Source organism: Actinomadura sp. ATCC 39365 (assembly GCF_054392275.1).
The window spans coordinates 2,423,121-2,441,652 of record NZ_CP184335.1; the positions used below are offsets into that span (position 1 = coordinate 2,423,121).

At 72.0% G+C, this 18,532-nt stretch carries 17 protein-coding genes, 1 pseudogene and 1 riboswitch; of the genes and pseudogenes, 10 read left to right on the plus strand and 8 right to left on the minus strand.

From position 1 onward, the window contains the following. The first annotated feature begins 4 nt into the window (after positions 1-4). The 3 genes from ACNF49_RS12175 to ACNF49_RS12185 all read left to right on the plus strand — a co-directional run bounded on the left by ACNF49_RS12175 (position 5) and on the right by ACNF49_RS12185 (position 3,312). Entirely contained in the window at positions 5-1,201 is a 1,197-nt protein-coding gene (locus tag ACNF49_RS12175; RefSeq protein ID WP_482943719.1) for an ROK family transcriptional regulator, read from the plus strand. Between the two features lie 238 nt (positions 1,202-1,439). Further along, positions 1,440-2,567 (plus strand): sensor histidine kinase, encoded by a 1,128-nt coding sequence (locus ACNF49_RS12180; RefSeq protein WP_482943720.1) that lies wholly within the window; start codon positions 1,440-1,442, stop codon positions 2,565-2,567. Positions 2,568-2,610: 43 nt separating this feature from the next. After that, the gene (locus tag ACNF49_RS12185) at positions 2,611-3,312 is read left to right on the plus strand and encodes a response regulator (RefSeq protein WP_357973191.1); all 702 of its coding nucleotides are present in this window, start codon (positions 2,611-2,613) and stop codon (positions 3,310-3,312) included. On the opposite strand, the gene ACNF49_RS12190 is transcribed toward ACNF49_RS12185, so the two are convergent. Next, positions 3,285-3,929 (minus strand): DUF2306 domain-containing protein, encoded by a 645-nt coding sequence (locus ACNF49_RS12190; protein WP_482943721.1) that lies wholly within the window; start codon positions 3,927-3,929, stop codon positions 3,285-3,287. The genes ACNF49_RS12185 and ACNF49_RS12190 overlap by 28 nt on opposite strands. Positions 3,930-4,111: 182 nt before the next feature. Between ACNF49_RS12190 and ACNF49_RS12195 the strand changes: the two genes are divergently transcribed. Continuing rightward, a complete protein-coding gene (locus ACNF49_RS12195; RefSeq protein WP_482943722.1) occupies positions 4,112-5,104 on the plus strand; it encodes an NAD(P)-dependent alcohol dehydrogenase in 993 nt (330 codons plus the stop codon). Here the strand turns inward: ACNF49_RS12195 and ACNF49_RS12200 are convergent. After that, complete coding sequence (locus ACNF49_RS12200) at positions 5,088-5,651, minus strand: C40 family peptidase (protein WP_357973182.1); 564 nt, start codon at positions 5,649-5,651, stop codon at positions 5,088-5,090. The two genes, ACNF49_RS12195 and ACNF49_RS12200, sit on opposite strands and share 17 nt — an antisense overlap. A gap of 30 nt (positions 5,652-5,681) precedes the next feature. Beyond that, a riboswitch (cyclic di-AMP (ydaO/yuaA leader) is annotated at positions 5,682-5,841 on the minus strand. Between the two features lie 99 nt (positions 5,842-5,940). On the opposite strand from ACNF49_RS12200, the gene ACNF49_RS12205 reads away from it, so the two are divergent. Together ACNF49_RS12205 and ACNF49_RS12210 are read left to right on the plus strand one after the other, a co-directional pair. Then, entirely contained in the window at positions 5,941-6,987 is a 1,047-nt protein-coding gene (locus ACNF49_RS12205) for a 3-isopropylmalate dehydrogenase (RefSeq protein ID WP_482943723.1), read from the plus strand. 199 nt (positions 6,988-7,186) lie between these two features. After that, positions 7,187-8,284, plus strand: coding sequence for a branched-chain amino acid aminotransferase (locus ACNF49_RS12210; RefSeq protein ID WP_357973176.1), 1,098 nt, complete (start codon positions 7,187-7,189; stop codon positions 8,282-8,284). A 21-nt stretch (positions 8,285-8,305) separates the two neighbouring features. On the opposite strand, the gene ACNF49_RS12215 is transcribed toward ACNF49_RS12210, so the two are convergent. Further along, entirely contained in the window at positions 8,306-8,857 is a 552-nt protein-coding gene (locus ACNF49_RS12215) for a Uma2 family endonuclease (RefSeq protein WP_357973173.1), read from the minus strand. A 71-nt stretch (positions 8,858-8,928) separates the two neighbouring features. Further along, on the minus strand, positions 8,929-9,576 hold the full coding sequence (locus ACNF49_RS12220; RefSeq protein WP_364330460.1) for an O-methyltransferase: 648 nt from the start codon (positions 9,574-9,576) through the stop codon (positions 8,929-8,931). A 161-nt stretch (positions 9,577-9,737) separates the two neighbouring features. On the opposite strand from ACNF49_RS12220, the gene ACNF49_RS12225 reads away from it, so the two are divergent. Continuing rightward, positions 9,738-10,379 (plus strand): DsbA family protein, encoded by a 642-nt coding sequence (locus tag ACNF49_RS12225; protein ID WP_498702325.1) that lies wholly within the window; start codon positions 9,738-9,740, stop codon positions 10,377-10,379. 196 nt (positions 10,380-10,575) lie between these two features. Then, positions 10,576-12,152, plus strand: a pseudogene (gene cimA / locus ACNF49_RS12230) (citramalate synthase). A 377-nt stretch (positions 12,153-12,529) separates the two neighbouring features. Here the strand turns inward: cimA and ACNF49_RS12235 are convergent. Together ACNF49_RS12235 and ACNF49_RS12240 are read right to left on the minus strand one after the other, a co-directional pair. Continuing rightward, on the minus strand, positions 12,530-13,303 hold the full coding sequence (locus ACNF49_RS12235) for a response regulator (RefSeq protein WP_482943725.1): 774 nt from the start codon (positions 13,301-13,303) through the stop codon (positions 12,530-12,532). After that, positions 13,300-14,430: a sensor histidine kinase gene (locus tag ACNF49_RS12240; RefSeq protein ID WP_482943726.1), complete on the minus strand. Its 1,131-nt coding sequence runs from the start codon at positions 14,428-14,430 to the stop codon at positions 13,300-13,302. Before ACNF49_RS12240 ends, ACNF49_RS12235 begins: the two co-directional genes overlap by 4 nt. 119 nt (positions 14,431-14,549) lie before the next feature. On the opposite strand from ACNF49_RS12240, the gene ACNF49_RS12245 reads away from it, so the two are divergent. Then, positions 14,550-15,200, plus strand: coding sequence for a hypothetical protein (locus ACNF49_RS12245; RefSeq protein WP_482943727.1), 651 nt, complete (start codon positions 14,550-14,552; stop codon positions 15,198-15,200). Here ACNF49_RS12245 and ACNF49_RS12250 read toward each other — a convergent pair. Then, on the minus strand, positions 15,197-16,054 hold the full coding sequence (locus ACNF49_RS12250; protein WP_482943728.1) for a phosphotransferase: 858 nt from the start codon (positions 16,052-16,054) through the stop codon (positions 15,197-15,199). The genes ACNF49_RS12245 and ACNF49_RS12250 overlap by 4 nt on opposite strands. Before the next feature lie 85 nt (positions 16,055-16,139). Here ACNF49_RS12250 and ACNF49_RS12255 point away from each other — a divergent pair, with 85 nt between their 5' ends. Continuing rightward, positions 16,140-16,871: a PIG-L family deacetylase gene (locus tag ACNF49_RS12255; RefSeq protein WP_357973150.1), complete on the plus strand. Its 732-nt coding sequence runs from the start codon at positions 16,140-16,142 to the stop codon at positions 16,869-16,871. Between the two features lie 5 nt (positions 16,872-16,876). Here ACNF49_RS12255 and ACNF49_RS12260 read toward each other — a convergent pair whose 3' ends face one another. Beyond that, the gene (locus ACNF49_RS12260; RefSeq protein WP_482943729.1) at positions 16,877-18,508 is read right to left on the minus strand and encodes a heparinase II/III family protein; all 1,632 of its coding nucleotides are present in this window, start codon (positions 18,506-18,508) and stop codon (positions 16,877-16,879) included. Between the last annotated feature and the right edge of the window lie 24 nt (positions 18,509-18,532).

An 18,532-nucleotide genomic window follows, 5' to 3' on the forward strand; every position in this document is an offset into this window, starting at 1 on the left:
GGACATGCGACGCGACCTGGCGAATCCACGGCTGCTGCGGGTGCTCAACGAGCGCCGCCTGCTCGACCAGCTGCACGAGCACGGCCCCGCCTCGCGCGCCGACCTGGCCAAGAGCACCGGCCTGTCCAAGCCCACGGTCTCGGCCGCCCTGGCGGGGCTGGCCGAGGACGGCCTGGTCCACCTGGTGGGGGAGGTGTCCGGGCGGCCCGGCCCGGTCTCCTCGCTCTACGACGTCAACGCCGCCTCCACCCACGTCGCCGGGGTCGACATCGGCCGCGACTGGATCAGGGTGGCCGTGGCCGACCTGCGCGGCACGTTCGCCGGGCGTACCGACGGCCGCAACACGGCCCGCACCTCGGCCGAGCTGGCCGCGCTGGTCGGCGAGCTGGCCAGGGCGGCGGCCCGCCAGGCCGAGGTCGAGTGGCGCTCGATCACCTGCGCGGTGGTGGGCTCGCCCGGCGTGTACGACCCCGTGCGCGGCGGCCTCGACTTCGCCCCCAACCTGCCCGGACCGCCTGACCTGGCCGACCGGCTGCACGCCGCCCTGGGCGTCGACCTCGTCATCGAGAACGACATCAACCTGGCCGCCGTCGGCGAGCACGTCCACGGGGCCGGCCGGGGCAAGGCCAACTTCGCCCTGGTGTCCATCGGCACCGGCGTCGGCATGGGCATCGTGATCAACGGCGAGCTGTACGTCGGGGCGCGGGGGGCGGCGGGGGAGGTCTCCTACATCCCGGCCGCCGAGGAACCTTCCGCCCCCGCCCTGCCCGCCGGCCCCTTCGCGCAGGACGCCGACCCCTTCACGCACGGGGCCACCGAGGCGGTCACCTCCGCGCCCGGCGTGGTGCGCGCCGCTCGGGCGGCGGGGCTGGAGCTGCAGACGGCCAGGGAGGTCTTCGCCGCCGCCGCCGACGGGAACGAGGCGGCCAGGTCGGTGGTGGAGGCCGAGGGCCGCCGCATCGGCGGGTTGCTGGTGGCCGTGGCCGCCGTGCTCGATCCGGAGGTGATCGTGCTGAGCGGGGGAGTGGGCCGCAACCTCGACCTGCTGGGCGCGTCCGTGGAGCGCCGCATCGCCGAGCTCGGACCGCTGCGCCCGCGGGTGGTGGCCAGCGCGCTGGGTGACAGCGGCGTGCTGCTGGGCGCGGTCGCCCACGCCAAGTCCCGCGCCTGGGACCTCATCTTCGACGCCCGCAAACACTGACCACCCCAACAGCCCCCAGAGCCCACACCCGCTGAGTCCCCGAGGCGGCCCCGCCCGCCCCCGGCCCCCGGCCCCCGGCCCCCGGCCCCTTGGCTTGGCACGTGCTCCTCGGTTCCGTTGGCCGGGTCTGCCCGCTGGACCCCTGGCTCGGCCCCCTCCGGTGCCGGAGTTTTCGGGGACGGGGGTTGGTGCGGGTTCGGGGCTCTGTGGGGAGGTGGGGCGCGCTTACGATGTGGGGGTGGCCGGCCTCCTTCGTTCCGTGTGGCGCGAGCCTCGTCCTCCCGGCCCGCCGGTGCGGGTGTGGCGCGACTGGGCGCTGGTCGCGGCGCTCGTGCCGGCCGCGGTGATCGAGGGCGTGTTACGGCCCGACCTCCGGTGGCCGGTGGTCTCGACGGCCGTCACCGTCGCGCTGATCCCCACGTTGCTGTGGCGCAGGACCAGGCCGCTGCTCATGGTCGCGCTCGTGTTCGGCGCCACCACCGTGGCCCCGCTGCTGACCGGCGGCGAGTCGGTGGAGACGTACACGCTGGCGTTCGTCACGATCGTGCTCTACGCGCTGTTCCGGTGGGGATCGGGGCGCGAGGCCGTGATCGGGATGGCGGCCGGGCTGGTCGCGGTCGGCCTGTCGCTGGTCTCCGGCCGCATGGCGCCCGGCGACGTCGTCCCGGCGCTCGGCGTGCTGGTCGCGACCGTCGGGCTGGGCAGCGCCTTCCGCTACCGGGCCGGCGCGCGGCTGCGCGAGCTCGACCAGGTCAAACTGCTCGAACGCGAACAGCTCGCCCGCGACCTGCACGACACCGTCGCCCACCACGTCTCGGCCATGGCCATCCGCGCCCAGGCGGGCCTGGCCACCGCCGCCTCCGAGCCGGGCGCGGCCACCGACGCGCTGCGGGTGATCGAGGCCGAGGCGTCGCGCACGCTCGCCGAGATGCGGGCCATGGTCCGCGTGCTGCGCAGGAACGAGCCGGCGGAGCTGACCCCGGGCCGCCACCTCGACGACCTGCGGCGGCTCGCCGGACGCCCACGCGTCGGCCCGGCCGTCGAGGTGGAGATCGCGGACGGGCTCGGCGACCTGCCGCCCTCGGCCGGCGCGGCGCTCTACCGCATCGCCCAGGAGTCGATCACCAACGCCCGGCGGCACGCCCGCCACGCCACCCACATCACCGTCCGGGTCACCGCCGACGACGCCGCCGTACACCTGACCGTGAGCGACGACGGCGACCGCGCCGGCGGGGTCGCCGCCCCCGGCTACGGCCTGATCGGCATGATCGAACGCGCCGCCCTGCTCGGCGGCACGTGCGAGGCGGGCCCCAACCCCAACCGGGGCTGGACGGTCACCGCCGTCCTGCCGAAAGAGACCGCATGAACGACCGGCGGGAGGCCGTGGTGAGTGACCGGAGGGAGGCGGCGTGAGCGACCGGCGGGAGGCCGCGGTGAGTGATCCGGAGGGGGCGGCGGCCATCCGGGTGCTGGTCGCCGACGACCAGGAGATCGCCCGCACCGGCCTCAGGATGATCCTCGACGCCCAGCCCGGCATCGAGGTCGTCGGCGAGGCCGGCGACGGCAGGCGGGCCGTCGAGCTGGCCCGCCGCCTGCGCCCCGACGTGTGCCTGTTCGACATCCGCATGCCCGGCCTCGACGGCATCGCGGCCACCCGCGAGCTGGCCGGGCCCGACGTCGCCGACCCCATGGCGGTGGTCGTGATCACCACGTTCGACCTCGACGAGTACGTCTACGCCGCCCTGCGCGCCGGGGCCAGGGGTTTCCTGCTCAAGGACGCCGGCCCGGCGCTGCTCGCCCAGGCGGTGACCGCGGCGGCCGGCGGCGAGGCGCTCATCGCCCCGAGCGTGACCGCGCGCCTGCTGGCCGCGTTCGCCGGAGCCGGGCGTACGGAGGCGCCCGCGCAGCCGGTCGAGGCGCTCACCGGCCGCGAGGAGGAGATCCTGCGCGCCGTGGCCCGCGGCCGGACCAACAGCGAGATCGCCCGCGAGCTGCACATCTCGCTCAGCACGGTCAAGAGCCACGTCGCGAGCCTGATGACCAAGCTCGGCGTGCGCAACCGCGTCGAGATCGCCATGTGGGCCTACGAGACCGACCGCGTACGCACCTGACCTCGACGGACTCTGCGGGCTCTGCGGAGGATCGACTCGGCCACCGCCAGGTTGATCACCCAGCCCGCGCCGACGAGCAGCGCCCGGCCGAGCTCGCCGGGCGGCCCGAAGGCGGCCGGCCCGAACGCCAGGGTGAACGCCTGCGTGCCCGCGCCGAGCCCGATCGCGTACCCGCGGGTCATCCAGGCGCGATGCCGGGCCATGTCGCGCCGCCGGATCGCGGCCAGGCCGAGCAGGAGGCAGGCGGCCATGGCCGTCCCGAACAGCAGCCGGAAGGCGGCCAGCAGCAGCCCGTCGCCGGCGGGAAGGTCGGAGAAGAGCGTCAGCCACAACCCCGACAACGCGGCGACCAGCCCGCAGGCCACCAGGACCCGGCCCGCCGCGCGGTGCCACCCCGGCCGCCCGGCCCGGAACCGGGCCTGGAACTGGAACGTGCCGAGGACGCAGAACACCAGGGAAGCCGGGATGTGCAGCAGCACCGGCACGGGCATGGCGAAGAAGCGCGCGTTGTCCGCCGTGACGGGGGCGCCGGCGGCCAGTTCGGTCAGCCGGAGTGCGCCGGCGACCAGGGGGACGACGCTGAGCGCGAGCAGCCCGGCGGGTGCGATCCATCTCATGCCCGAAAGCGTGCCGCCCGCGCCCGTGCCCGGTCATCGCGCGGACGGCCCGTCCCGGTTCGCACCATCGGCGGGAGGGCGGTCGTACTTTCGGCCATCGAGCCGTCGCCTTTCGACCGTTGAGCGTCCGTGCAGGTCACGCCCACACTGACGGCACATCAGCGGCACGAGGGAGAAAAACGATGAAGGCGTACGTCCTGCGCTCGTTCGGCTCGCCCGACCAGCTCGTCCTGACCGACGTCGAGCGGCCCGTGCCGGGCGACGACGAGGTGTTGGTCCGGGTGCGGGCCACGTCCGTGCAGCCCTACGACTGGCACTTCATGCGGGGAGAGCCGTACCTGGCCCGGGTCATGGGCGGCGGGGTCGGGCTGCGCCGGCCCAGCATCGCCGTCCTCGGGGCCGACGTGGCGGGGGAGGTGGAGGCGGCCGGCAAGGACGTCACGCTGTTCCGTCCCGGCGACGAGGTGTACGCGATGTCGCTGGGGGGCGGCTTCGGCGAGTACGTCTGCCTGCGGCAGGGCGAGGTGGCGCCCAAGCCGGCGGGCCTGTCGTTCGAGCAGGCGGCGGCGGTGCCGATGGCGGCCAACACCGCGCTGATCGCGCTGCGCGACGAGGGACGCGTCCAGCCGGGCCAGAAGGTGCTGGTCAACGGCGCGTCCGGCGGCGTGGGCACGTTCGCCGTGCAGCTCGCCAAGGCGCTGGGGGCGCAGGTCACGGGCGTGTGCAGCGGGCGCAACGCGGACCTGGTCCGCTCGCTCGGCGCGGACGACGTCATCGACCACACCAAGGAGGACTTCGCGGCGTCGGGGCGGCGCTTCGACCTCCTGCTCGACGTGGCGGGCGGTCGCCGGCTGGCGGACTGCCGCCGCGTGCTGACCAGGAAGGGCACGTACGTGCTGGTCGGCGGGCCGGCCGGCCGCTGGGTGCAGCCGGCCGGCCACATGTTCGCCGCGCTCGCGTCGGGGCCCTTCGTCCCGCAGCGGATCGTCAGGGCGGACGTGGTCCGCTGCGGGAGCAACAGGGCGAACCTGCTGACGTTGACCGGGCTGATCGAGCAGGGCGCGGTCACCCCGGTCATCGACAGGACCTTCCCGTTCGGCGAGCTCCCGGCGGCCGTCCGCTACCAGGAGGAGGGGCACGCCCCGGGGAAGGTCGTCGTCACAGGGTCGCGGTGAGCATGGCGGGGGCGGGGGCCTTCTGGAGCTGCTTGTAGTCGGCCCAGCGCTTGACGCCCTTGGGGTCGGGGCGTACCGCGCCGACGAAGGCCTGCCTGCGCCACTGCGACAGGCGTTCCTCCTTCACCACGTCGCCGGTATGGGGGGAGTGGACCATGTAGCCGGGCTTGGAGATCATGCCGACGTGGCCCAGGCCGCTGAAGAACACCAGGTCGCCTGGTTCGAGGTCCTTCCAGGCGATCTTCCTGGAGAAGGCGCCGTACTGCTCCGCGGCGGTTCTGGGGAGCTCGATGCCGGCGTCTTCGTAGGCCCGGAGCATGAGGCCCGAGCAGTCGTAGCCCCGTTCGCTGGCGCCACCCCACACGTACGGGGTGCCGCGCTTGTCCATGGCGTATTCGAGGGCGACCTTCCAGGCCGGTTTCGGCACGTGCCGTTCCTGGACCTGTTTCACCTGGGGGCCGGTGAGGGTGACGGAGGGGGCGGGGGCGGCCGGAGCGGCGGGAGCCGCGGGGGCGGCAGGCGCGAGACCTGCGGCGCCCGCTGCCACCGCCAAAAAGATGGCGATGCTAGACAGGGGACTGTCCTTCCACGTGGCCGACCGGGTTAGCTGACGGGCTCGGGCCTGGAAGTAGCCCTACGGCGGTGCTCCTCGGGGGAGGCGCGGCCGATTCGCCCCGGGGGGAAAGGTGGGTCCCCGGCTCCACGCAGCGGCTGCGTGGATTAGGCTCGTCGGACTCTAACGAAACGGTCAAAAGGTCGCAATCCCCCCAAAACGGATTGTCCGGTTGTTGAGATGATGTGTTCGTCAGCCGAGACGAGCCGGTAAGGTACCGCCCATGGAGTCGCGTAACATCCGCCTGGCCGTCATCCCCGGGGATGGCATCGGCGCCGAGGTCGTAGCCGAAGGGCTCAAGGTCCTGGAGGCCGTGGGCACGAAGATCGAGCCCACCCACTACGACCTGGGCGCAGCCCGCTACCACCGTACGGGCGAGACACTGCCCGACGCGGTGCTCGAAGAGCTGCGCGGCTATGACGCGATCTTGCTCGGCGCCGTGGGCGACCCCAGCGTGCCGCCCGGCATCCTGGAGCGCGACCTGCTGCTCAAGCTCCGGTTCGAGTTCGACCACTACGTCAACCTGCGGCCGGTCAAGCTGTTCCCCGGCGTCGAGACCGCGCTGGCCGGCGCCTCGGCCGAGCACATCGACATGGTCGTCGTCCGCGAGGGCACCGAGGGCCTCTACGCGGGCACCGGCGGCGTCATGCGCCGCGGCACGCCGCACGAGATCGCCACCCAGGAGTCGCTGAACACCGCCCACGGCGTCGAGCGCGTCGTGCGTTACGCCTTCCAGAAGGCTCAGTCGCGGCCCCGCAAGAAGCTCACGCTCGTCCACAAGACGAACGTGCTCACCTACGCCGGCGACCTCTGGCAGCGCACGGTCAACCGCGTGGCCGCCGAGTTCCCCGACGTCACCACCGACTACAGCCACATCGACGCGGCCTCGATGTTCTTCGTCACCCAGCCCGAGCGCTTCGACGTGATCGTCACCGACAACCTGTTCGGCGACATCATCACCGACCTCGGCGCCGCGATCGCCGGCGGCATCGGCCTGGCGGCCAGCGGCAACATCAACCCCGAGCGCACCTCGCCGAGCATGTTCGAGCCGGTGCACGGCAGCGCGCCCGACATCGCCGGTCAGGGCAAGGCCGACCCGACCGCCACCATCCTGTCCGTCGGCATGCTCCTCGACCACCTCGGCCTGCACGCCGAGGCCGCCAAGGTCGAGCAGGCCGTGGCCGCCGACATCGCCGAGCGGGTGACCGGCCGCGCCGGCCGCACGACCAGCGAGATCGGCGACGACATCGCCGCGCGAGTAGCCGGCTAGGACCGCCTAGCCCCGCACGCGCCTGGCGGTCCGGACGAGGACTGCCAGGCGCTTTTTTGCGTTCACCGGATCGAACCACCCCCAACTGCCTCTTGCTATCCCAAATCGCGAGACACTAGGAAGTACGAATACTGCTCGCGGGCAGTAGCTACCAGAATCAGCTTGAAGTCGCAGATTCGTAGAGAGAAGGACCGCCGTCATGACCATCGCTCAGAAGCTCAGCTTCGACGTGCAGCATTCCGACCACGCTCGCACCGCGGCCGAGCGGGAGCAGGTACTGGCGAACCCCGGGTTCGGGCAGGTCTTCACCGACCACATGATCTCGATCGACTACACCGACGGCGAGGGATGGCACGACGCCAGGCTCATGCCGTACGGGCCGCTCTCGCTCGACCCCGCGACCTCGGTCTTCCACTATGCGCAGGAGCTGTTCGAGGGCCTGAAGGCGTACCGGCAGATCTCCGGCTCGATCGCGACCTTCCGTCCGTACGCGAACGCCGCCCGTTTCAACCGCTCGGCCGAGCGCATGGCCATGCCCGAGCTGCCGGAGGAGGCGTTCGTGGAGTCGCTGGAGCTGCTGGTCTCGGCCGACAAGGAGTGGGTGCCCACCACCGAGGGCCACAGCCTCTACCTGCGCCCGTTCATGTTCGCCACGCAGGCCGGGCTCGGCGTCAACTACCCGTCGAAGACCTACAAGTACATGGTGATCGCCTCGCCGGCGGCCTCGTACTTCAGCGGCGGCATCAAGCCGGTCTCGGTCTGGCTGTCCACCGAGTACACGCGCGCCGCGCCCGGCGGCACCGGCTTCGCCAAGTGCGGCGGCAACTACGCCGCCGCCTTCGTCGCCCAGCGCCAGGCCGTCGACAACGGCTGCGACCAGGTCGTCTGGCTCGACGCCCACAAGCACGAGTACGTCGAGGAGATGGGCGGGATGAACCTGTTCTTCGTCTTCGGCAACAAGCTCGTCACCCCGGCGCTCACCGGCACCCTGCTGCCCGGCATCACCCGGGAGTCGATCCTGGAGATGGCCGGCGACCTCGGCCTGGAGACCGAGGAGCGGCTGATCTCGGTGGACGAGTGGGAGTCCGCCTGCGCCTCCGGCGAGCTGACCGAGGTGTTCGCGTGCGGCACCGCCGCCGTGGTCACGCCGGTGGGCTCGGTCAGGGGCGACGACCGCTCCTGGACCATCGCCGACGGCACCCCCGGCCCGGTGACGATGCGGGTGCGCGAGGAGCTCGTCGGCATCCAGTACGGCGCCCGTCCCGACACCCGCAACTGGATCCACAAGGTCGGCTAGAGCCGCGCGGACGGCCGGCGTTCAGGCGCCGGCCTCCGTCAGGGCCGCGGTGTCGACGTGGAGGTTCCACGGGTCGGGCAGGAACACCGGCTCGCCCAGGGAGACGACGTTCTCGCTGCGGTAGCGCCGCCCGCCCGGCCCGCCGAACAACGTCACCAGCTGCTGGAACGGGTCGATCACCAGGTAGAGCGGCACCCCGCCGCGCGCGTAACCGCCCGTCTTGACGAAGTGCACGTCGTACGTCGTGGCCACCGAGACGACGTCCACGAGCAGGATCGTCGAGGCGCCGTGGACGGCGTGCTCCTCGTGCAGCCGCGGCCGGCGCGGGACCACGGCCAGGTCGGGCACGTAGAGATCGTGGCCGGGGCCCAGGTAGACGGTGATGTTCGGCCAGATCTCCCAGCCCCGGACCGCCGCCGCGGCGGCGAGCTGGAACAACGTCCGGGACAGGATCGTGTTGTGCTGCCAGGTGCCCGGCTCGTTCACCACGATCCGGCCCTGGACCGTCTCGATGCGGAACTCGGGGAACAGTTCGCGCACGGTGCGGTAGCGCTCTTCCAGGGGCCTGACCATGCCGCCGTCCTCATGCTTTCCCGGGGGTCTCCAAAGGATCACTCAGAGTAACGGGAGCGGCGTCCCGTGATCTAGTGGTTCTTCCTGATCATCGTGATCCCGTCGGCGACCGGCAGCATGACCACGCTCACCCGCGGGTCCTCGATCACCAGGTCGTTGAACTCGCGGATCTGCACCGTCGTCGTCTCCGAGCGCGCCGGATCGGCGACGTGCCCGCTGCGCAGCGTGTTGTCGGCCAGCAGCAGGCCGCCCGGCCGCAGCCGCTCGACCAGCAACTCGTAGTAACCGGGGTAGTTGCCCTTGTCGGCGTCGAGGAAGGCCAGGTCGATCGGCTCGTCGAACGCGGCCAGCGTCTCCAGCGCGGGCCCGAGCGTCAGCGAGACGCGGTCGGCCACGCCCGCCCGCTCCCAATAGCGCCGGGCGATCGACGTCCACTCCTCGCTCACGTCGAAGCAGTGCAGCCGCCCGCCGGACAACCCCCGCGCGATGCACACCGACGAGTAGCCGGTGAACGTGCCCACCTCGACCGCCACGGCCGGGGCCGCGAGCTGGGTCAGCATGGTCAGGAACCGGCCCTGGTCGGCGGAGATCTGCATCCTGGCGGCGTCGCCCGTCGCCTCGGCGGTCTCCCGCGCCAGCTCGTCGAGCAGAGGGTCGGGCGGGGTGGAGTGGTCGAGGATGTACCGGCCCACCGCGGGGTCGAGGAGGTTCGCCTTCATGAAGGTCATTCTCCCCTCACAGCGTTCTCTCATCGTCATCAGGTATCCATGGAAGATCCTCCGGCGGGCCGCCGCGCCGGGGCCGCCCCGGCCGGCTGTCCGGAGAGGGGGTCTGTCGTTGGTAGGGTTCGCGCGATCGGTGAGCTGGAAGTGGGCGGATGATGAAGCGGTTGGTTGCGGTCGCGGTCGCGTGTGCGGCGCTGGTGATGCTGGGTGTGCTGGCCTTCTCGGAGCCGGGTGAGACGGCCGGGTCGGTACGCCTGACCAGGCAGCTCGACGGTTCGATGGTGCTGGCCGACAGGTCCAGCGACGCGCCCGTGCTAGACGTGTACGAAGACTTCGACTGCCCGATCTGCAAGGAGATGCACTCCAAGGTCGACGGCACGATCCAGAAGCTGGCCAGGGAGGGCAGGCTCAAGGTCGTCTTCCACGCCGTGACGATCTTCCAGGACGAGCCGATGCGCTCCAACTCCATCAGGGCCGCGGCCGCCGCCCGGTGCATGCCGGAGGACAACTGGCTGGCCTTCAGGGACGAGCTCTACGCCATGCAGCCCGCCCCGCACGGCTCGGCCTCGGGCTTCACCGTGCCGGAGCTGGTGGCCGCCGCCAGGAAGGTCGGCGCCTCGGTGGACGAGTGCGTGACCTCGCAGTCGTACGCCAAGACCCACCTGGGGGAGACCGCGAAGATCCGCATCCAGGGCACGCCCACCGTGTTGCTCGACGGGCAGCAGCTCGGCAACGAGGTGTTCGACCCGGCGGCGTTCGAACGTGCCGTCACCGGGGGCGCCGGCGTGCAAGTGTAAAGGTCGTGTCCACAACCTGAGACCGATGTGCCAGATGGTGAATCCCTGTGGCAGACTGGCAGGCACCATGTTCTACGGTCTGCTCATTATCGGCAGGCGCGCTGGCTGACAAAGGGACACCGCCAGCGCGCAGACCTCTCACGTCCGTGAGGGGTCTTTTTGTTTTCCAGGACACGGATCCGAAAGAAGAGACTTCATGGCCGACGACCGCTTCCACGTCTACGACACGACCCTGCGCGACGGCGCGCAGCAGGAAGGACTCAACCTCACCGTCGTCGACAAGCTCGCCATCGCACGGCAGCTGGACAGCCTGGGCGTCGGTTTCATCGAGGGGGCTGGCCGGGCGCCAACCCCAAGGACACAGAGTTCTTCAGGCGCGCTCGAACAGAGCTCGACCTGAAGCACGCGCAGCTCGCCGCGTTCGGCGCGACCCGCCGGGCCGGTGTGAAGGCCGCCGACGACCCATTGGTAGCCGCATTGCGCGAATCCGGCGCGCCGGTCGTGACCCTTGTCGCCAAGAGTCACGACCGGCACGTGGAGCTGGCCCTCCGCACGACTCTCCAGGAGAACCTCGCGATGATCCGCGACACGGTTTCTCACCTTCGTGCGGAGGGACAGCGAGTCTTCCTCGACGCCGAGCACTTCTTCGACGGCTACACGTCCAACCCAGCCTACGCGCTCGAAGTGCTGCGGACCGCGGCCGAAGCCGGGGCCGACGTCATCGCCCTGTGCGACACGAACGGCGGCATGCTGCCCGACGAGCTGGCCGAGACCGTGCACGCGGCCGTCCAGACCGGGGCCCGCGTCGGCATCCACTGCCACGACGACACCGGCTGCGCCGTCGCCAACACCCTCGCCGCGGTCAAGGCGGGCGCCACGCACGTCCAGGGCTGCGCCAACGGCTACGGCGAGCGCTCGGGCAACGCCAACCTCTTCACCGTCGTCGCCAACCTCCAGCTCAAGCGCGGTTTCGACCTCGTGCCGCGGGAGGCGCTGGCGGACATGACCCGCATCGCCCACGCGATCACCGAGGTCACCAACGTCACCCCCAACTCCCACGCCCCCTACGTCGGGATGTCCGCCTTCGCCCACAAGGCCGGCCTGCACGCCAGCGCCATCAAGGTCGACCCCAACCTCTACCAGCACATCGACCCGGCCGCCGTGGGCAACGACATGCGCATGCTCGTCTCCGACATGGCCGGCCGCGCCTCCGTCGAGCTCAAGGGCCGCGAGCTGGGCTACGAGCTGACCCCCGAGCACACCAAGACGCTGGTCGATCGCGTCAAGGAGCTGGAGTCGCAGGGGTTCACCTTCGAGGCCGCGGACGCGTCGTTCGAGCTGCTGCTGCGCGACACCGTCCAGGGGGCGCGCCGGCGGCACTTCGAGGTGGAGTCGTGGCGGGTGATCGTCGAGCGGACGAAGGGCGGCGAGCTGGTCAGCGAGGCCACCGTCAAGCTGCACGCCAAGGGCGAGCGCATCGTCGCCACCGGCGAGGGCAACGGCCCCGTGAACGCCCTGGACAAGGCCGTACGGCAGGGGCTCGAGCAGCTCTACCCCGAGCTGGCCAGGCTGGAGCTGGTGGACTACAAGGTCCGCATCCTCGAGGGCACCCACGGCACGGACGCCGTCACCCGCGTCCTCATCACCTCCAGCGACGACACCGCCGAGTGGGCGACGGTGGGGGTGGCCGAGAACATCATCGACGCCTCCTGGCAGGCGCTGGAGCAGGCGGTCACGTACGGCCTGCTACGCGCGGGCCGCGACTGCAGCTGACCCCGGCGCGCTGGGAGCGGGCTTCGCCTTCGGCGCACCCCGTGCCTCGGCCCGCCTGTTCGTCTGCTTGCCGGGGGTCTTCGGGAGCCTGCTCCGAGCGGCCCTCGCCGCTGAGGGCCGCCCTGTGGAAGGGGCGGCCCTCAGCCGGGGGCGGGGCCAGGGGTGACCCGGGCGGACCTGGAGGCGCGGCTGCGATGAGCACCCCTGTGTCCGGGATCAGGCGTCGGGCCACGTGTCCCTCAGCTCGTCGTCGAACGCCTCGCGGGCTGTGCCGGCATCGGTTTCGAAGTCGGCGTCCGAGGAGGCCGCGCTTCTCACCAGGAACGCCTTGACCATGCGGCCCGGTGCCGTGGGAGCCGGTCCGACATGGAATCAGATCATCTGATGGATGGGATGCCGTCCGGGGGGTCGCCGGGGCGGACGAGGCCTGATTCGTAGGCGTGACGGACCATCTGGGCGCGGTCGCGGAGGGCGAGTTTGGTCAGCAGGCGGTTGATGTGGGTGCTGACGGTCGCCTCCGTGATGGACAGCGTGCCGGCGATCTCGGTGTTGGACAGGCCCTGCGCCACCAGCCGCAGCACCTCCTCCTCCCGGGCCGTCACCCCCGTGGCCGCCGGTGAGGGGGCGGGGGCCGTACGCCGGTAGGCCGCCACGACGCGGCCGGTCACCGCCGGGTCGAGCAGGACGTCACCCCGCGCGGCGCTGCGGATGGCGGCGAACAGGTGCTCGGGCGGCGACACCTTGAGCAGGAACCCGCTGACCCCGGCGTGCAGCGCGAGGTCGAGGTTCTCGTCGGTGTCGTAGGTGGTCAGCATGATCACCCGCGGAGGCGCCGGGACCGCGAGGATGCGGCGGGCGGCCTCCAGGCCGTTCAGCCTGGGCATCGCGATGTCGAGCAGGACGACGTCGGGGCGCAGGTCGCGGGCCAGCTGCACGGCCCGTTCGCCGTCGGCGGCCTCGCCCAGCACGGACAGGTCCGGCTGGGTGCCGATCATCAGGCGCAGCCCGGCCCTGATCATCGCCTGGTCGTCGGCGATCACCACGCCGATCCCGCGACCGGGCCCGTCGAGGGCGAGATCGTCGACGGCGTCGAGGGGAGAGGCGGTGGGGATGGCGGGGGCGTCCGGGCGCGGCGAGGAGGCGGGGGTCACAGGGGGAGCTCCGCGCGTACCGTGAAGCCGCCCCCAGGCAGAGGGGCCGCCGTCAGCGTGCCCTCGAAGAGGGCGGCTCGCTCGCGCATGCCGATCAGGCCGTGGCCGCCGCCCCCGCCCGACGGCGGCCGGGGGCCGCGCGGCCCCTGGTCCGTGATCTCCAGCCGGAGCTCCGCCGGCAGGTACGAGACGTGCACCGCCGCCCGCGTCGGCCCGGCGTGCTTGAGGGTGTTGGTCAGCGCCTCCTGGACGATCCGGTACGCCGACAGATCCAGCCCGGCGGACAGCGGCACCCGCTCGCCCGACACCTCAAGGGTGACGTCGAGCCCGGCCGACCTGAACTGCTCCAGCAGGTCCGCCAGCCGGTCGAGGCCGGCCTGCGGGAGCCGGTCGCCGGCCTGCGTGCCGCGCAGCAGCCCGAGCATGCGCCGCAGCTCCTCCATGGCCTCCCGGCCGGCCGCCTCCACCGTGGTGAGCGCCTGTCGCTCGGGTTCCTGGTCCTCGCTCAGGAGCAGCCGGACGGTGCCGGTGTGCATGGTCATCACACTGACGCTGTGCGCGACGATGTCGTGCAGCTCGCGGGCGATCCGGGCCCGTTCCTCCTGCACCGACTCGCGGGCCAGCAGCGCGCCGCGCTCGGCCGCCTGCACGGCCAGCACGCGGTGGCGGCGTACGGCCAGACCGGCTCCGGCGGCGATGGCGCACATCACCAGCGCCACGGCGACGTCCCCCCATCCGGACGGAGGGGAGGTCCTGGACAGCATGGCGGCCACGAACACGCCCGTCGCCGTCAGCCCGGCCACGGCCCGCGCGCTGTCGGGGCGCACCTCGGCCAGCAGCGTGCACAGCAGCACGAGCTGGGTGTAGAACTGCCAGGCCGCGGGGGACCCGGGCGCCAGCGCGAACGTCGCGATGTTGGCGGCCGAGTAGACGGCCAGGATCGCGAAGGGCGCGCGGGTCCTGAACAGCACCGCGGCGGCGGTGACCAGCCCGGCGGCGATCCACAGCGGCACGTACGAGCGGGGAGAGGCCATCGAGCGCACGCTGACCTCCTCCGCGACCGCGAACAGGGCCACGACCGCCGCCACGAGCCAGTCGACGGGGGAGGGGGAACGGCGGTGGAGCATGAGGCGAGAGTAGCCCGCCCGGATTGTCACAATGTGCAGCGGAATCCACCGAAAGGGGGACGCCGGGTCCAAGCCTGCCTTGACGACGGGCCCGGCGAGCGCCGCCTACCGTGCCCGGCATGTCAACCGACGCACTCTCCATCCGCCGCTTCCTGGCCGGCGCGAGCCTCGTCCTGGCCCCGGTCTGCCTGATCCTCGGCATGATCACCGACCCGTCCGAGCCCGGGGTCGAGGACCCGCTGGTCTACGCGCACAACCCGGGCGCCGTGGGTGTCAGCGCGACGCTCCTGCACTACACCTGGGTGCTGTTCGTGCCAGGGGTGATCGGCATGGTCCAGCTCGTCAGAGGCAAGGGCAGGGCGCTGGCCACCGTCGCGGGCGCGCTCGCGGTGCTCGGCCTGATCAACTTCTCGTCGCTGATGATCTCGGACTTCTTCGACATCGTGCTCTTCGACGCCCTGCCCGCCGCGCAGGCCGAGAAGCTCATGCAGGACGCGGCGCAGCCCGCCCTCATCGCCGCCTGGCAGCTGCCCGGGATGATCGGGTCCTTCCTGGGCCTGGTCCTCGTCGCGGTCGCGTACGCGCGGGCGGGGCTGGCGGGCTGGTGGTTCCCGGCGGGCGTGCTGGTGGGCATCGTGGTGTGGCTGTTCGGCGCGAGCGCGTGGAACCTGGTGCTCGGGATCGGCGGCCCGGTCATCCTGCTGGCCGCGTTCGGCACCGTCGGCGTGTCGATCATCCGCATGCCGGCGCCGCGGGAACGGGCGGCCTAGGGCCGGTCGGGGCCGCCGTCCTCGTCCAGCCAGGCCACGACGTGGGTGGTGAAGCTGTCCACGAGGGTCAGGGGCTCGCCGGCGAGCACGAGGAGGGCGACGAGCTGGTTGACGCCGAACGCGCGCTCCCACGTGACCGCCCGCCGGTAGGTGCCGGCGTCGACGGCGTCGCGCAGGTGCTCCCAGCCGTGCCAGCCCATGAAGGCCGCGTCGATCGCCGGGTCGAACAGGTGGGCCCGGTCCCAGTCGAGGACGCCGACCAGCTTGCCGTTCGCGTCCCAGTGGACGTTGTCGCCGACGAGGTCGCCGTGGACCAGCGTGTCGGGGACCTGTTCCAGGGCCAGGGCGTCGTCGAGGCGCCGGCGTCCCTCCTCCTGCCACCTGGCCGGGAAGCGGGGGATGACCTCTTCGGCGAGGATCGTGCTCCAGCTCGCGGGCCCGGCGTACGAGCGCGGGGCGGGCAGCAGGGCACGCAGCTCCGGGGTGACGGGCAGCTCGCGCAGGGCGCCGAGCAGCTCGCCGATCAGGGCCGGGTCGCCCCGGCCGGCGTCGAGACCGGCGCCGTCCAGCCAGGACACGGCCACGGCGGCGCGCTCGCCGAACGTCGTCACCGGCGTCAGCGGCTCGGGCACCGCGAACGGCAGCCCGGCGGCCGCGATCGCGCGCAGCACCTCGGTCCGCCGGGGCAGCGCCTCGGTCACGCTCGGCCGCCGGCCGACCCGTACGGCCGCCACCCCCGGGAGCAGCACGACGTCGTGCATCCCGCCACGGGCGAGCCGCGCGCTGCCCAGGGGAGCGCCGGGCACGAGGGCGTCGGCGATCTCCAGCAGGTCAGGGGGTACGGGCTCGCTCATCGGCTCGTCTCTTCCGGGGGCGGGTGTTCCGCGTAGAGCCTACGCGGGTCCCGACCGGTGCCCGGCCTCCATACGATGGTGACCCATGAGCTTCAGTGTGCTCGGCGTGCACGCCCACCCGGACGACGAGGCGATCTGGACCGGCGGCACCCTCGCCAAATACGCCGACGAGGGCGCCACGACCGCCGTCGTCACCTGCACCTGGGCCGAGGGCACCCAGCGGGCGCAGGAACTGGAACGGGCCCTCGACATCCTCGGCGCGGGCAAGCCCCGGCTGCTCGGCCTGGCCGACGCGGGCAAGCCCGAGTCCGCCCCCGGCCGCCCGCGCTTCCTCGACGTGCCGTTCGACGAGGCGGTGGGCCTGCTGGTCGAGCACATCAGGGCCGTCCGGCCCGACGTCGTGCTCACCTTCGACGGCTTCGGCGGCTACGGCCACCCCGACCACGTCCACGTGCACCGGGTCACCCTCGCCGCGGTCGAGGCGGCCGGCTACGACCAGCTCTACCCTGGCACGGGCGACCCCTGGCGGCCGCACGCGCTCTACCTGGCGACCGTCCCGCGCTCGGTCGTGACGGCCCACTGGCGGGCGGTCTTCGGCGCCGATCCGGAGCCGGGCCAGGCCCTGCCCGGGGTCCCCGACCACCAGGTCTCGGCCGCGATCGACGTGTCGCGCTGGTCGGAGCGCAAGTGGGCGGCCATGCTCGCCCACGAGTCCGAGGTGGAGCGCGGCGCGTCGATGACCATGCTGACCGGGCTGCCGGAGCGGGCCCGCGCCCAGATGCTCTCCAACGAGTGGTACCGCCGGATCGCCTTCTAGACCGGCTAGAGCAGGCCCGCGGAGAGGGTCTCGCCCTCGACCTTGAGCTTGCCTCCCGAGCACGACACCTTGGGCGAGTCGGTGCCCGGCACGATCACCGTCAGCAGCGACTTCGCCGCCGGCGACACCACCACGTTGGTCGCGTCCTTGGCCAGGTAGGTGGGCGACACCCAGCCCAGCTCGCCGCCGCGCTCCACCTTCTGGCCGCCGACCCGCTCGCACGCGGAGAACTGCATCAGCGTCACCTTGAAGGCGCCGTCGGCCAGCACCACCTTGCCGCCGCCGTTGGAGACGACCTTGTACGAGGGCGCGAACCGCCACAGGTTCCTGACCTTCTTGCCCCCGGAGGCCGTGTCGAGCACCGCCATCAGGTCCTGGCCGTGGTTCACCAGCACCGAACGCGTCCGGCTCACGCCGTAGGCCCGGTCCGTGAGGCGGAAGGCCTGCCGGTCCTTGCCGTAGGAGGTCTTGGTCAGTCTGGACGAGGTGCGCGGCCGGAACCGGGCCCCCTCGACCGTCGGCACGTTGTGCGCCTCGGGGGAGAGCGTCCAGTAGCGGTAGGCGCTCTTCTCGTAGGAGTGGAAGCCGCCGTCCATGAGGATGTCGCGGCCCTGCGCGTAGTACGTCACGCCCAGGTGGTCCTCGTGCCCGTGGAACTTCATGCCGGGCCCGAACCTGATCGAGTAGTACGACGAGCCCGGCTTGCCCCAGGCCGTCCGGCCGTAGACGTAACCGGCCTTGTAGACCTTGACCTTCTGCTTCGGGGTGCCGGTCTCCATCTTGGGCTCGGTCTCGGCGCTGCCGTCGCCGATCGGGACCATGTAGCCGTTGGGCATCGTGGAGTGGGCGATGAAGTCCTTCAGCGCCTCGGCCCGCCGGCTGATCTCGGCCGGCACCTTGCGGTCGCACGCCTTCATGTTGGTGATGGCGACCTGGAGGCGGCCGTACACGTAGACGGCGTAGCGGGGGGCCTGCTCCATGAGCGCGCCCTGGGAGTCGACGTCCAGCTTGACCGTGCCGGTGAGCCGCCTGGAGGCCAGGTTCGACCAGTCGGAGCGGCCGTACCGGCAGCCGATGCCCATGAGGGCGATGTCCTGGTCGATGCCGTGGTTGTGGCCCTTCTTGTACAACCGCGCGTCTGACAGCAGCTTGGCGTGGTCGGCCAGGCTGTCCTTCAGCCAGCTCTCCTTGACGTGCATGCTCAGGCACAACAACGGCTGCGTGCGCAGCGAGACCGGGTGGTCCTTCCACACGTACGGCTTGGTGGCGGCGGCCCCGCGCCGGTTGTTCGCCACCCAGTCCTTGGTGATCTCGGTGGCACGATCCAGGTAACGCCGCTCGCCGGTGTTCTCGTAGGCCACGACCAGGGTGCCCATCCAGCGCAACGACTGGAAGACGAACTCCCACGACCGGTTCCGGTACGGGCTCGCCCCCCAGCTGATGTCCTTGCCCAGCTTGTACGCCGGCAGCCCCACCAGCGAGATCTCGCCCTTCATGACGTCCTCGGCCGTCGGCGTGCCCGGCAGCCAGTCCCCCTGGCACTGCGCGGTACGGGTGACCTTGTCGGCGGCCTGGGCCGGGCTCGTCAGCCCGCCGAGCGCGAGCGTGAGGGCAAGAGGTATCGCGAGCCGGCGCACGCCAGGGTTCCTTCCGGACAAGAA

What these genes read in the sequence shown, in the direction of transcription:
- ACNF49_RS12175 (WP_482943719.1), top strand. Translation starts at nt 5, where the DNA reads ATGCGACGCGACCTGGCGAATCCACGGCTGCTGCGGGTGCTCAACGAG.
- ACNF49_RS12190 (WP_482943721.1), bottom strand. Translation starts at nt 3,929, where the DNA reads ATGAGATGGATCGCACCCGCCGGGCTGCTCGCGCTCAGCGTCGTCCCC.
- ACNF49_RS12195 (WP_482943722.1), top strand. Translation starts at nt 4,112, where the DNA reads ATGAAGGCGTACGTCCTGCGCTCGTTCGGCTCGCCCGACCAGCTCGTC.
- ACNF49_RS12205 (WP_482943723.1), top strand. Translation starts at nt 5,941, where the DNA reads ATGGAGTCGCGTAACATCCGCCTGGCCGTCATCCCCGGGGATGGCATC.
- ACNF49_RS12210 (WP_357973176.1), top strand. Translation starts at nt 7,187, where the DNA reads ATGACCATCGCTCAGAAGCTCAGCTTCGACGTGCAGCATTCCGACCAC.
- ACNF49_RS12215 (WP_357973173.1), bottom strand. Translation starts at nt 8,857, where the DNA reads ATGGTCAGGCCCCTGGAAGAGCGCTACCGCACCGTGCGCGAACTGTTC.
- ACNF49_RS12220 (WP_364330460.1), bottom strand. Translation starts at nt 9,576, where the DNA reads ATGAAGGCGAACCTCCTCGACCCCGCGGTGGGCCGGTACATCCTCGAC.
- ACNF49_RS12225 (WP_498702325.1), top strand. Translation starts at nt 9,738, where the DNA reads ATGAAGCGGTTGGTTGCGGTCGCGGTCGCGTGTGCGGCGCTGGTGATG.
- ACNF49_RS12240 (WP_482943726.1), bottom strand. Translation starts at nt 14,430, where the DNA reads ATGCTCCACCGCCGTTCCCCCTCCCCCGTCGACTGGCTCGTGGCGGCG.
- ACNF49_RS12245 (WP_482943727.1), top strand. Translation starts at nt 14,550, where the DNA reads ATGTCAACCGACGCACTCTCCATCCGCCGCTTCCTGGCCGGCGCGAGC.
- ACNF49_RS12250 (WP_482943728.1), bottom strand. Translation starts at nt 16,054, where the DNA reads ATGAGCGAGCCCGTACCCCCTGACCTGCTGGAGATCGCCGACGCCCTC.
- ACNF49_RS12255 (WP_357973150.1), top strand. Translation starts at nt 16,140, where the DNA reads ATGAGCTTCAGTGTGCTCGGCGTGCACGCCCACCCGGACGACGAGGCG.